Source organism: Metapseudomonas resinovorans DSM 21078, from assembly GCF_000423545.1.
Lineage (GTDB): Bacteria > Pseudomonadota > Gammaproteobacteria > Pseudomonadales > Pseudomonadaceae > Metapseudomonas > Metapseudomonas resinovorans.
The window spans coordinates 201198-214802 of the sequence record NZ_AUIE01000009.1 but is presented as its reverse complement, the minus strand read 5'-3'; the positions used below and the strand labels follow the sequence as shown (position 1 = coordinate 214802).

General features: G+C 66.4%; 10 protein-coding genes. 5 read left to right on the top strand and 5 right to left on the bottom strand.

Going from position 1 to position 13605, the window contains the following annotated elements:
- Positions 1-276: 276 nt before the first annotated feature.
- Positions 277-783: a flavin reductase family protein gene (locus G559_RS0110875; RefSeq protein ID WP_028628248.1), complete on the top strand. Its 507-nt coding sequence runs from the start codon at positions 277-279 to the stop codon at positions 781-783.
- 173 nt (positions 784-956) lie between these two features.
- Here G559_RS0110875 and G559_RS0110870 read toward each other — a convergent pair whose 3' ends face one another.
- From G559_RS0110870 to G559_RS0110855, 4 genes are all read right to left on the bottom strand, one after another.
- Entirely contained in the window at positions 957-2120 is a 1164-nt protein-coding gene (locus tag G559_RS0110870; protein ID WP_036997283.1) for a helix-turn-helix transcriptional regulator, read from the bottom strand.
- A gap of 155 nt (positions 2121-2275) precedes the next feature.
- Positions 2276-4153 (bottom strand): sulfate adenylyltransferase subunit CysN, encoded by a 1878-nt coding sequence (cysN, locus tag G559_RS0110865; RefSeq protein WP_051246562.1) that lies wholly within the window; start codon positions 4151-4153, stop codon positions 2276-2278.
- Complete coding sequence (gene cysD / locus G559_RS0110860; protein WP_211228792.1) at positions 4153-5067, bottom strand: sulfate adenylyltransferase subunit CysD; 915 nt, start codon at positions 5065-5067, stop codon at positions 4153-4155. The genes cysN and cysD overlap by 1 nt, the downstream gene beginning before the upstream one ends.
- 86 nt (positions 5068-5153) lie before the next feature.
- Positions 5154-5624, bottom strand: a complete 471-nt coding sequence (locus tag G559_RS0110855) for an SRPBCC domain-containing protein (RefSeq protein ID WP_028628244.1) — start codon at positions 5622-5624, stop codon at positions 5154-5156.
- 243 nt (positions 5625-5867) lie between these two features.
- Between G559_RS0110855 and G559_RS0110850 the strand changes: the two genes are divergently transcribed.
- The 4 genes from G559_RS0110850 to G559_RS0110835 are packed head-to-tail and all read left to right on the top strand — an operon-like array spanning position 5868 to position 9980.
- A complete protein-coding gene (locus G559_RS0110850) occupies positions 5868-6980 on the top strand; it encodes a DUF1214 domain-containing protein (protein ID WP_028628243.1) in 1113 nt (370 codons plus the stop codon).
- Positions 6977-8161, top strand: coding sequence for a sulfotransferase family protein (locus tag G559_RS0110845; protein WP_028628242.1), 1185 nt, complete (start codon positions 6977-6979; stop codon positions 8159-8161). The genes G559_RS0110850 and G559_RS0110845 overlap by 4 nt, the downstream gene beginning before the upstream one ends.
- A gap of 38 nt (positions 8162-8199) precedes the next feature.
- A complete protein-coding gene (locus G559_RS0110840; RefSeq protein ID WP_028628241.1) occupies positions 8200-8988 on the top strand; it encodes an SDR family oxidoreductase in 789 nt (262 codons plus the stop codon).
- A gap of 17 nt (positions 8989-9005) precedes the next feature.
- Positions 9006-9980, top strand: coding sequence for a hypothetical protein (locus tag G559_RS0110835; protein ID WP_028628240.1), 975 nt, complete (start codon positions 9006-9008; stop codon positions 9978-9980).
- Positions 9981-10068: 88 nt separating this feature from the next.
- On the opposite strand, the gene G559_RS0110830 is transcribed toward G559_RS0110835, so the two are convergent.
- Complete coding sequence (locus G559_RS0110830; RefSeq protein WP_028628239.1) at positions 10069-13548, bottom strand: hybrid sensor histidine kinase/response regulator; 3480 nt, start codon at positions 13546-13548, stop codon at positions 10069-10071.
- Positions 13549-13605 lie beyond the last annotated feature (57 nt).

The following is a 13605-nucleotide window of genomic DNA, read 5'->3' as shown; positions in this document are numbered from 1 at the left end:
CTTCGCGGCCAGCGGCGCGCGCTCGCGCAGCACCGGCACCAGCTCACGGGCACGTTGTTTCAGGCGTTGGCGGATCAGGTCGTGGTCGAGCATGTTGTTGTTCTCCGGTTGAAGGCTTTTCCACCTATCGCCGGGCATTCAAACAACGGGCAAGGGTCGGGACATCCCTCAAACGGACCATATGTCCGGCAATCCAACTAGTCCCCTCGGACGATGTTGCCCGGCCGGGGCTGGCGAAAAATCGGCAGCACTTGAGCACAACAAGAGGGCAGTGCGATGAGCCAGGCCGATCTGAAAGCCGCGATGCTCCAGGCGATGCGTCGTCTGGCCAAGTCCGTGACCATCATTACTACCAGCAACGGCCAGGAGCGCTTCGCGATGTCTGCCACTGCGGTGGATTCACTGTCGACCGAGCCGCCGTCGTTGCTGATCTGCGTGAACCAGAGCGCGTCGCTGCACGGGGTGCTGGATGCCGGTGCGGACTTCTGCGTGAACATCCTCGGGCTGGAGCAGGAGGAGCTGTCGCACCTGTGCAGCGGCCCGGTGAAGGGCGAGGCGCGCTTCCAGCGGGGCGACTGGCGCAGCAGCGAAGGCGGCATTCCCTACCTGGGCGACGCCCAGTCGGCGATTCTCTGCCAGCAGGACGGCAAGTTCAGCTACGGCACCCACACCATCTTCATCGGCCGGATTGTGGCGATCCACAACAGCGCGGAGATCAGCCCGCTGGTCTACCTCGACGGCGCCTACACCACCACCGCGCCGGCCTTGGCCGCTGCTTGCTGAGGACGTGATCAACGTCAGCGAGCGGCGTATCGACAACTGAGGTTCCCGGACTGACAACCGGGAGCTGCTGCCCGACTGGGCGGGTTTGAGCGAAATTGTCTGTGCCTTTTGACCCGGCTTCGGCCGGTTTTTTTCGTTGCACGCCCCCAACCGCTATTGGCCCGATTCCCCGCTCATGCCAGGGACGCGACGCTGTTGAGCAGGGTCTTCACCAGTTGTGCCTGGCGGGTTGCACCGGTCTTGGCGAAGACACCGCGCAGGTGGGCGCGTACGGTGTTGCGCGAGACGCCCAGGCGCTCGGCGCTCTCGTCCAGGGTCAGTCCGTCCATCATCAGCAGGGCCACCTCGGTTTCCGTGCGGGTCAGATGGAACAGGCTGCGCAGCAAGCGTCGCGAGGCCTGGGGCGAGTCGCCGGGATTGCGGATGAACACCGCGACAGCTGGTCGCCGGGTGTTGCCCTGGCCCTCGTAATTGAGCGCGATGGGGCGCAGCAGCACATTCAGCGGCACTTCCCCGGTGGGGCGTGCCAGGGTGAGCACTTCAATGCAGTCGGCTCGGCCGAGTTGGTGCTGCTGGAGCACCGCCAGTATGGCCTTCTGCAGGTTGCGATTGTCCTTGCCGGCGAAGGCCAGCAGTTTCTCCTGTCGGCATTCGAGGCCGTCGTGGGTGGCGAACAGCCGCTGTGCCGCCTGGTTGCTGCGCATCACCTTGCCTGATTCGTCGAGGATCACCGTGCCCACGAGCAGGCGGTCGATGGTGGCTGCATAAAGGAGCCGTTCCGAATCCAGCTCGTCGACTGCCGAATGCAGGTCGACGGCTTGTTGCAGGTGGGGGCGAAGCAGGCGGATCAGGGCAATTTCGTCGGTGTCGAAGTCCTTGCCGCCGTGCCCGCGGCAGGCGAACAAGGCGCAGTCCATGCCGGAAGCGGTGCGCATGTTAGCCACCAGGACATAGCGCAGGTCCAGCGGCTTCAGGTAGTTGCGGTAGAAGTCGTGGGCCTGCCAGGTGTCGCTGCCCATGACTTCGTCAGCACTGGCAACCTGATCGGCCGGCCAGTGGAGGAAGGGGCAGATCGCGTAGTAGTGCTCGCTGTAGGATGGTTCGCCCGGCAGGTGTGGGCCGTGGATCGAGGCGTTGACGATCAACCCCGGCCGTTCGTGAGCCGGATTGCGCAGGACCAGGGTAAGGAAACTGGCGTCCAGGCGCAGTCGCAGCGCTTCCAGCAGGCCGGCCCAGGGCGTGGGCTCCAGCGGGCCACGATAGGTCAGCGCCAGCAGTTCGCTCAGTTCGCGGGCGCCGATGCCCGCCAGGTCGTCGGCGTGATCGAGGATGTGCATCCGCGCCTCGCTTGTTGTGGTTGTCGGGCTGGATGGGGCGAGTATTGGCCGCACGAGCTGTGGATAAATCGTCCGTTCGGCCTAGGCTCCGGGACCGTCGGCCCGCTCCCCGGATGACATCCTGGGATGGGGCCGACGGCTGCCGGAGTTGCCGGTCAGAGTGCCAGCAGGTACGCGACGATGCGCTCGGCGGCTTCTTCTGCCGATTCGCGGCGGGTGTCGATGTGAAGGTCCGGCGCCAGCGGCGGCTCATAGGGTGAGTCGATGCCGGTGAAGTTCTTCAGCTCGCCACGCCGGGCCTTCTGATAAAGGCCCTTGGGGTCGCGCCGTTCCGCCAGTTCCAGCGGCGTGTCGATGAAGATCTCCAGGAACGCGTTTTCCCCGGCCCGGCTGCGGGCCAGTTCCCGCTCGGCGCGGAATGGCGAAATGAAGGACACCAAGGTGATCAGTCCGGCATCCAGCATCAGCCGCGCCACCTCGGCCACCCGGCGAATGTTCTCCACCCGGTCTGCCTCGCTGAAACCCAGGTCGCGGTTCAATCCATGGCGCACGTTGTCGCCGTCGAGCAGGTAGGTGTGTCGGCCCAGTGCGTGCAGCCTGCGCTCCACCAGATTGGCGATGGTCGACTTGCCGGCACCGGACAGCCCGGTGAACCAGAGGACGCGAGGCGTCTGGCCCTTGAGCTCGGCCCGCGCCCGCGCGTCGATATCGATGGCCTGCCAGTGCACGTTCTGCGCCCGGCGCAGGGCGAAGTGCAGCATGCCGGCGCCCACGGTCTGGTTGGTCAACCGGTCGATGACGATGAAACCGCCGGTGTCACGGTTGTTCGTGTAGGGATCGAAGGCGATCGGTTGGTCCAGCCCGAGGTTGCACACGCCGATCTCGTTCAGCTCCAGGGTCCTGGCCGCCAATTGCTCCAGGCTGTTGATGTCGACCTTGTGCTTGAGGTTGGCGCAGCTCATGCCCAGCGTGCGGCAACCGATTTTCATCAGGTAGGGGCGACCGGGCAGCAGCGGTTCCTCGGCCATCCAGACCAGGGTGGCCTCGAACTGGTCGGCCACCTCCGCCGCAGCATCGGCGAGGGTAATCAGGTCGCCGCGACTGATGTCGATCTCGTCTTCCAGGGTCAGGGTCACGGCCTGGCCACAGGCCGCTTCCTGCTGCGGGCCCGCCAGGCCGAAGATGCCGCTCACCCGGCTCTGCTTGCCCGCAGGCAGCACGCGGATGCGTTCGCCGACGCGGATGCTGCCGGCGGCCACGTTGCCGGCATAGCCGCGAAAGTCGAGATTCGGCCGGTTCACCCATTGCACCGGCAGGCGGAAGGGCAAGTGGCTGGCGCGGTCGTGATCCAGGGGAACGCTTTCCAGATGCTGCAGCAGGCTGGGTCCCTGGTACCAGGGCATGTCGGCGCTACGCTCGAGCAGGTTGTCGCCCTTGAGCGCCGAGAGTGGGATGCACTGGATATCGGTCAGGCCGAGCTTTTCGGCGAAGGTTCGGTAGTCGGCTTCGATGCGTCGGAAGACTGCTTCCGAATAGTCCATCAGGTCCATCTTGTTCACTGCCACCAGCACCTTTCGGATACCCAGCAGGGACACGAGGAAGCTGTGCCGGCGTGTCTGCGGCAGCAGGCCCTGGCGGGCGTCGATGAGGATCACCGCCAGGTCAGCGGTGGAGGCGCCGGTGACCATGTTGCGGGTGTACTGCTCGTGGCCGGGGGTGTCGGCGACGATGAACTTGCGCTTGTCGGTGGCGAAGAATCGGTAGGCGACGTCGATGGTGATGCCTTGCTCGCGCTCGGCGGCCAGGCCGTCCACCAGCAGGGCGAAGTCCAGGTCACCGCCCTGGGTGCCGAGCTTCTTCGAGTCCGTTTCCAGTTGGCCGAGCTGGTCTTCGAAGAGCACCTTGGTCTCGTAGAGCAGGCGCCCGATCAGGGTGCTCTTGCCGTCGTCGACGCTGCCGCAGGTGATGAAGCGCAGCAGGTCCTTGCGCTGTTGCTGCTGCAGGTATTGGTCCAGGTTGGGGATGGCGCTCATCAGAAGTACCCTTCTTGCTTCTTTTTCTCCATGGAACCGGCCGAATCGGAGTCGATCAGCCGGCCCTGGCGTTCCGAGGTTCGGCTCACCAGCATTTCCTGGATGATTGCCGTGAGGCTGTTGGCCTCGCTGTCGATGGCGCCGGTCAGGGGATAGCAACCCAGGGTGCGGAAGCGCACTTTGCGCAGTTCGGGCATTTCGCCGGGGCGCAGCGGCAGGCGCTCGTCGTCCACCATGATCAGGGTGCCGTCGCGCTGCACCACCGGGCGCTCGCGGGCGAAGTATAGCGACACGATGGGGACCTGCTCCAGGTAGATGTATTGCCAGATGTCCAGCTCGGTCCAGTTCGACAGCGGGAACACCCGCAGGCTCTCGCCCTTGCGCTTGCGCGTGTTGTACAGGCGCCAGAGCTCCGGGCGCTGCTGCTTGGGGTCCCAGCGGTGTTGCTCGGAACGGATCGAGAACACCCGTTCCTTGGCGCGCGACTTCTCTTCGTCGCGCCGCGCGCCGCCGAACGCCGCGTCGAAACCGTGGAGGTCCAGCGCCTGCTTGAGGCCCTGGGTTTTCCAGATGTCAGTGTGCAGGGCCGAGCCATGGGTGAAGGGGTTGATGCCGCGCTCGACGCCTTCCGGGTTGACGTGCACCAGCAACTCCAGGCCCAGGCGTTGGGCGGTCTGGTCGCGGAAGGCGATCATCTCGCGGAACTTCCAGGTGGTGTCCACGTGGAGCAGGGGAAAGGGCGGTTTGCCCGGAGCGAAAGCCTTCATCGCCAGGTGCAGCATCACCGCGCTGTCCTTGCCGATGGAGTAGAGCATCACCGGGTTTTCACACTCGGCGACCACTTCGCGGATGATCTGGACGCTTTCCGCTTCCAGCCGTTCTAGGTGAGTGAGCATTGCTTGCCTCCGTTGGATGGAGCCGGCGCCGCATGGTGCGGGCCGGCTTTTTTCCACGGTAGGGAATGCGTTGCTGCGGGTTCTTCGTCCGACCGGACAAGGTTTCAGCGGTTGGCGGCGAACAGGGCTTCGGCCCGTGCCTTCACCGCCAGTGCGACGGCATCGAAACCCTGCTTGACCCAGGGGCCGTGCAGCGCCATCACCTGATCGGCAGTGGGACCGAGGAACAGGTCGGTGGTGTGGTAGCGGCAGCTGTCCGCACCGGTGGCTTCGATGATCTGCTCGCGGCGCGCGGCGTCCGGGTTGTCGGCGCTGGCGTGCATCTCCCAGGCCAGCAGGCGGGGCGGCTCGAAGCTGGCCAGTTGCTCGACCACGTGCACCCGCTCGCCCGGGCGGGCCGGGTCGGGCAGGTACAGGTTAACCGGCTCGCCCAGGCGCAGGCTGGACTCCACCTTCACGGTGAAGGGGTTCCATTCGGGATAGCGCGCCAGGTCCACCAGCACTGACCAGACCAGTTCGGCAGGGGCGGCGATGTCCACGGTCAGCGACCGCACCAGGTTCTTCTCTTCAGGCATCGGGGACTCCTCGAGTCTCAGGCGGTGCCGCACTGCGCGGCGCCGGTGCGGCTGATGCTCCCAGCGTACTGGTCCGGACTCCTCGTCCGGGCGGACTAGGTAGCGGTCCAACCGGCGGACGTCTGACCGCTTCCCGTCGTGCGGTAAGCCGATTCTTAGTCCGCCCAGACGAAGAATCGGTCATGCCGCTCTCCCTAAGGTTTGCGCAGCGGCGGGCATTCCGCCGGACCCGAGGAGACCGACATGGCGACAGATGGAATCGAACAGCAGGTGCTGACCGGGCAGGTCTGGAACGACTTCTGCGACAGGCTCAGGCACGCCGGTGAACAGATACTGCGGGACGAGGCGCCCGTCGACGCGCAGACCCGCGCCGAGGGCTTCCGCTACCTCACCCGCTTGCTGCGCATCGCCCTGGAAATGCACCTGGAGTTCGCCGACCCGGACTTCCCCGGCTTCTTCTCGCCGTCCCACGAGACGGCCAAGATCGGCGCCGACAACCCGGACAATCTTTACCAGTACGCGCGCCTCAACGGCCAGCGGTCGTACCGCGTCAGCGGCCGGCGCGGCAGCGTGGCGTACCTCAGTTTCGGTACTCAGAAGGGTGGCTACGAAAGCGACGGCAAAATGATCCAGACCGGTTTCATTGATGCCAGCCAGTTGCAGCTGGAGGCCGACGGCAGCTTCGAACTCATCCTCAGCCAGGAACGCCCCGCCAGCGGCAACTGGCTGCGTCTGGAGGCGCAGAGCAATGCGCTGATCGTGCGCCAGACCTTCCTTGACCGCACCCGTGAGCAGCCCGCGCAGTTGCACATCGAGCGCCTGGACCGCCGCCAGCAGCCGGAACCCCTGAGTGCCGAGCGTCTGCACCAGAGCCTGGGGCGTGCGGCGAGTTTCGTCGAGAACACCGCGCGTCTCTTTGCCGACTGGGCACAGGGTTACCAGGCGCAGCCCAACCAGTTGCCGCTGGCGGACCAGGCCCTGTGCCAGGCCGTGGGCGGTGATCCGAACATCGTCTACTACCACGGCTACTGGGCCCTGGCAGACGACGAGGCGCTGCTGATCGAGGTCGAGCAGGTGCCCGACTGCAACTTCTGGAATCTGCAGATCAACAACTACTGGATGGAGTCGCTGGACTACCGCTACCACCGCATCTGCCTGAACAAGCACTCGGCGCACCTGGACGGCCAAGGGGGCGTGCGCCTGGTGCTCAGCCATCGCGATCCCGGTCTGCCGAACTGGCTGGAAACCGCCGGGCATGCCGAGGGCACCTATTGCCTGCGCTGGGTAGGCGCTGAGTGTCCGGTCCATCCCACCACCCGCGTGGTCAAGCTCGACCACCTCAAGGAGCTGCAATGAGCGACCCGATGATTGCGACCGACGCCTTCGCACCCGACAGCCTGCTGGCCGAAGCCAGTGCCCGCGCCGGCGGCCTCGACGACTTCGGCCCCGGTGACTTCCGCGAGGCGCTTCGGGTCCTGCAGCGTGCCTTGCACGACGAAGCGTGCCTCTCCGCGCAAGGCCGAGCCCTGCTCAGGGAGAAGCTGGTAGCGCAGTTGGTCAACCGCCTGGTGATCGAGGACCACTGCAGGCGTTTTCCGGAAATTCTCCAGCAACCGATCGACGATCCGCTGGTGATCGTCGGCCTGCCGCGCACCGGTACCACCCTGTTGCAGCGTCTGCTGGCGGTGGACCCGCAATTCAGCAAGGCGCAGTGGTGGGAAACCCGCTACCCCGCGCCGCTACCCGGGGAGCTGCTGGAACAGCCCGCCGAGCGGATCGGCAGGGCGAGGGCGGAGGTTTGCGCGATGGTCGAGTTCGTGCCGCAGATCCTCGCCATCCACCCGCTGGACGCCGAGCAGCCGGACGAGGAGTTCATGCTCATGGAGCATTCCTTCCTGTGTGCCATGGACTCCTACGTCAATGTGCCGGCCTACACGGCCTGGCTCGATCGCCAGGACCAGACCCAGGTGTATGCCTACCTGAAGAAGATGCTGCAGTTCCTGCAATGGCAGCAGACGCGTCGCGGCATCGCGCCTGGGCGCCGCTGGCTGCTGAAGAGCCCGCAGCACCTGCACACCCTCGAACTGCTGTTCAAGGTCTTCCCGCGCGCTCAGGTGGTCCTTACCCATCGCGAACCGGGCAAGACCATCCCCTCGCTCGCCAGCTTCATCTACACGCTCTGGCAGATCTACAGCGACCAGGCCGATCCGGCGCAAGTCGGCGAACAGTGGAACGGCCGCATGGCCCGTGCCCTGCGGCACAGCCTGGAGGTCCGCGACGGGCTGCCGGACGAGGCCTTTCTGGACGTGTACTTCGAGGACACGGTGAGCGATCCGCTGGCGGTAGTGGCGCGCATCTACCGTTTCGCCGGGCTGGAACTGGCGCCCGGCGTCCGCGCGGCCATGGCGGATTGGCTGGTGGACAACGGCCGCGACAAGCGTGCCGTGCACCAGTACGACGCGGCTGCCTTCGGCCTCGACGAGGCTCGCCTGCTACGCGACTACGCCCAGTACCGTGCCCGCTACCTGGCGGGCTGATGCATCCCGAACGACAACAAGAACAAGAGGACAGGAACATGTTGCTGAACGACAAGGTGGTGATGATTTCCGGCATTGGCCCCGGCATGGGGATCAAGCTGGCCCTGGAGGCGGCCCGAGCAGGGGCTCGCGCGGTGGCCATCTGCGCCCGCAACGAGGCGCGTCTGCGCCAGGCCGAGGCGAGCATCCAGGCGCTGGGCACTGACTGCCAGGTGCTGTGGAAGTCCACCGATGTGAGTGATGCAGCGGCATGCCGGGCCTTCGCCGAAGCCACGGTGGAGCGCTTCGGGCGCATCGACGCGCTGATCAACAGCGCCTACGCCCACGGTGGTTTCGACACACTTGAAAGCTGTAGCGATGCCAATCTGCAGGAGGCGCTGGACGTCAATTTGTTCGGTTCGCTGAACCTGACGCGCGCTGTGCTGCCACGGATGAAGGCCCAGGGCTCCGGTGCCATCGTCATGGTCAGCACCCTGGGCGTGCACCAGCCCTACGCCGGCGGTGGTGCCTACGCGATCTCCAAGGGCAGTTTGGCGGCGGCGGTGCGATACCTGGCCCACGAGCTGGCCGGGTACGGCCTGCGGGTCAACGGCCTGGCCTGTGGCTGGATGTGGGGCGAGCCGGTGCAGGCGCATGTACGTGATGCCGCTGCCGCGCGGGGTGTCAGTGAGGAGCAGGTGCGTGCGGAGTTCAGTGCGGGTATTCCCGGTGGGCGTATGCCGGGCGACGAGGAATGCGCTCGCGCGGCGTTGTTCCTGGCATCCGATTTCGCCAGCGCCATCAACGGCGCACAACTGGACGCCAACGGCGGTGAACTGATGCGCTGAGCGCGGGGGAGACGGACATGCTCGATCACTGTGCCTTCAATGGCGATGCCGACGGCCTCTGCGCCCTGCAGCAGCTGCGTCTGGGTGGGGAGTTGGCGGCGGACGTGCGCCTGGTCAGCGGAGTGAAGCGCGACATCGACCTGCTGCGGCGGGTGCAGGCCGGGCCCGGTGAACGGGTGACGGTGCTCGACATTTCCTTTGATCAGAACCGCGCCGATGCGGCGCGGCTTCTCACGGCGGGCGCCGGGCTGCGTTACTTCGATCACCACTTTGCCGGCGATCTGCCGGAGCACCCGGCCTTCGAGCCCTTCATCGATGTGGCGGCGGATGTCTGCACCAGCTTGCTGGTGGATCGTTTCCTCCAGGGGCGCTTCCACCGCTGGGCGGTGGCTGCGGCCTTCGGTGACGGCATGCCAGGGCCGGCGCGGGCCTTGGCCGAACGTCATGGGGTGGCGCAAGAGGATCTGGCGGCGCTTGAAGAGCTGGGCCTGCTGCTGAACTACAACGCCTATGGCGACCATCTTGCCGACCTGCATTTCGATCCGGTGGCGCTGGCGGCGGAGCTGTTGCCCTATGACGATCCACTGGCGTTCTTCCGGCTCAGCCCCAGCTTCGCCCGTTTACGCGAAGGCCATGCCGCCGATATGGCGGCAGCGGCCAGCCTGGAACCGTGGCGCGTGGGGGAGGGGGCGTCGCTATACCGGCTGCCTGCGAAGCCCTGGGCGCGGCGGGTCAGCGGCGTGCTGGCCAACCAGCTCGCTGCTCGCGATCCGCAACGCGCACTCGGTCTGCTGAGCGCCAGGGCCGATGGCGACTGGACCTTCAGCCTGCGTGTGCCGGCCAACGCCAGCCTGGAGGCGGATGCCTTCTGCAGGGGCTTTGCGACGGGGGGAGGGCGCAAGCGCGCCGCTGGCATCAACCGCTTGCCGGGGCAGGCGCTGGAAAGCTTTGCCAGGCGGCTGCTCGACAGTTATCCACACGCCGCTCCCTAGGTTGGCGCTGCTTCGCAAGAGGGCGTGCCCTGCATGGAACTGGGTCTCGCGCTGACGGGCCTCTCTCAGGCGGGCATTGGCGTGGAAATCAGCGCAGGCTCACATGCCGGCTGATCAAGGCGCGCAACGCGGCCGGCTTGACCGGCTTGGCCAGGTAGTCCAGGCCGGCGGCGTGGATTTCGGCCACCAGTTCGGCGCGGCCGTCGGCACTGATCACCACGCCGGGCAGCGGCTCGCCAAGGCGGGTCCGCAGCCAGGCCATGAGCTCGGTACCGGTTTCCCCTTCGTCCAGGTGGTAGTCCACCAGTGCCAGCTGCGGGCGCACGTCCTCGGACAGCAGGTGCTCGCATTCCAGGCGGTTGCGAGCGGTCCAGACCTGGCATCCCCAGCGTGACAACAGGCTGTGCATGCCGGTGAGGATGCTGTCTTCGTTGTCGATGCACAGCACCTGGGTGCCGTTGAGGGCCTGGCCATTGGCTTCGGCCTGCTTCTGCATCACCGGCGAGGGCTGCTGGACGCGGGCCAGCGGCACGGTGACGCTGAACACGCTGCCCTTGCCGGGCCAGGAACGCACTTCCAGGGTGTGGCCGAGTACGCGGCACAGTCCATCGGCAATGGCCAGGCCGAGCCCGAGGCCTTTCTCGGCGCGGGTCTGGTGGCTGTCGAGGCGCTTGAACTCTTCGAATATCACCTTGCGCTTGTCTTCCGGGATACCCGGGCCGCGGTCCCAGACTTCCAGCCTCAGGCTGTCGCCGTCGCGCCGCACCCCCAGCAGCACACGCCCCCTGGCATAGCGGAAGGCGTTGGTGAGGAAGTTCTGCAGCACCCGGCGCAGCAGCTTCATGTCGCTTTCCACCCGCAGTTTGCTGCCGCGCAGGCGGAAGTCCATGCCCTGTTCCTGAGCCTGCGCCTTGAATTCGGCGCCGAGGGTGTCGAACAGCGAGGCCAGGGGGAAGGCCGTGCGGTCGGGGGTGACGCGGCCGCTTTCCAGGCGCGAGATGTCGAGCAGGTCGGTGATCAGGTCTTCGGCCGAACGCAGCGAGCTGTCGAGGTGGTTGACCAGCTCGCGGGCTTCACGGGGCAGGGCGTCCTGCTGGTGGCCGAGGGCGGCGGAGAACAGGCGCGCGGCGTTCAGCGGTTGCATCAGGTCGTGGCTGACGGCGGCAAGGAAGCGCGTCTTGGACTGGTTGGCCGACTCTGCCGTGCCCTTGGCCTCGATCAGCGCCTGGTTGAGCTGGGAGAGTTCCAGGGTCCGCTCGGTGACCCGCTGTTCCAGGCCTTCGTTGGCATCCTTGAGGGCCTGTGCAGCCTGGCGGTAGGCGGTGATGTCGGTGAAGCTCATGACGAAGCCGCCGCCGGGCATAGGATTGCCGATCAGCTCGATGACCCGGCCGTTGGGGAACAGGCGCTCGGAGGTGTGCGGCGTGCCCTGGCGCATCCAGAACAGACGGCGGGCGACATGCGACTCCACTTCGCCCGGCCCACACAGGCCGCGTTCTGCGTTGTAGCGGATGATGTCGGCGATCGGCCGGCCGACGCTGATCAGGCCGTCCGGATAGTCGAACAGCTCCAGGTAGCGGCGGTTCCAGGCCACCAGGCGCAAGGACTGGTCCACCACGCTGATGCCCTGGGTGATGTTCTCGATGGCGCCTTGCAGCAGGGCGCGGTTGAACTGCAGCACCTCGGAGGCTTCGTCGGCGATGCGCACCACGTCCTCCACCTGCATTTCGCGGCCTTCGATGGCCGCCTTCACCACCGCCCGCGCTGAAGAGGCGCCCAGCACGCCGGCGAGCAGGCGCTCGGTGTGGGTGATCCAGTCCTGGTTGGCGTTCTGCGCCGGGTTGAAGCTGATGCCCAGGCGATAGGCGAAGCGGATAAAGCTTTGCCGCGCGCGTTCTTCGCCGACGAAGCGCGACGCCAGCATCAGCAAGTCGTCGACCTGCACCGCCAGCAGGGTGCGCGAGGCAGCGCGTGCGGAGACTTGCTGGCCGACGAAGCGGCTGGCCTGCCAGTGTTCGGAGACGCGGGTACGGGAGAACACGGACACCCAGGCGAAGAGGAGCCAGTTGCCGGCCAGTGACAGCACCACGCCCTGGGTCAGGGGCTCGATGGGCAGATCCAGTGGATTGGCCATCAGCCAGGCGAGGCCGGGGAAGTTCTCCAGCGGCCAGCCCAGGCCACGGGCAATCACCGGCAGCACCAGGGTATAGGCCCAGAGTGCGGCGCCGGCGGCGAGGCCGGCGAACACGCCGCGACGGTTGGCCTGCTTCCAGAACAGTGCGCCGATCATCGCCGGGCCAAGCTGGGCGATGGAGGCGAAGGCGATCTGGCCGATGGTTGCCAGGCTGGCGGTGGAGCCCAGCAGGCGGTAGCTGACGTAACCCAGCAGGATGATCACGACGATGCTGACCCGGCGTACCGAGAGCATCCAGTGGCGGAACACCTCGAAGGGCCGTTCAGCGTTCTGCCGGCGCAACAGCCAGGGCAGCAGCATGTCGTTGGAGACCATGGTCGAGAGCGCTACGGCTTCGACGATCACCATGCCGGTGGCGGCCGAGGCACCGCCGATGAAGGCCAGTAGCGCCAGGGCCGGATGGGCCTCGGCGAGCGGCAGGCTGATGACGAAGGAGTCCGGGATCACGCCGCTGGGCAGCAGCATCTGTCCGGCCAGGGCGATGGGCACCACGAACAGCGCAGCCAGGGCCAGGTAGATGGGGAAGACCCAGCGCGCCTGGCGCAGGTCGCGTGGTTCGATGTTTTCGACCACGGTGACGTGGAACTGCCGGGGCAGGCAGATGATCGCGAGCATGGCGACCCCGGTCTGCACCAGCAGCGAGGACCAGTCCATGGATTGCGACCAGTAGTGCTCCAGTTGCGGGGCACTGCGGGCGCGGGTGAACAGGTCGTCGAAACCGTCGAACAGGCCGAAAGTGACGTAGGCGCCCACCGCAAGGAAGGCCAGCAACTTGACCAGGGACTCGAAGGCGATCGCCAGCACCATGCCGCGGTGGTGCTCGGTGGCGTCGAGGTTGCGGGTGCCGAAGAGGATGGTGAACAGCGCCAGGACCAGCGACACGATCAGCGCTGTGTCCTGGGCACGGGTGCCGGAGGATTCGGCGCCTGAGCCGATCAGCAGGTTCACCCCGAGGACGATGCCCTTGAGCTGCAGGGCGATGTAGGGCAACACGCTGACCAGGCAGATCAGCGCCACCACCACCGCCAGGGCCTGGGATTTGCCGTAGCGCGCGGCGATGAAGTCGGCGATGGAGGTGATGTTCTCCTGCTTGCTGATCAGCACCATCTTCTGCACCACCCAGGGCGCCACCAGCAGAAGCAGGATGGGGCCGAGGTAGATGGGCAGGAAGTTCCAGACTTGTCCGGCGGCCTGGCCGACGGCGCCGAAGAAGGTCCAGCTGGTGCAGTAGACCGCCAGGGACAGGCTGTAGACCCAGGCGCGCATGCGCGGCGACAGTGGCGCGCTGCGGCGGTCGCCATAGAACGCGATGGCGAAGAGGACGGCCATGTAGAGAAAGGCGACCGTGGCGATCAGCCCGCTGGACAGCGACATTGCAACTCCGGAGGGTACGGTGGCGGTGAGGACCCGCCGTAATTCGACTTCCAGCAG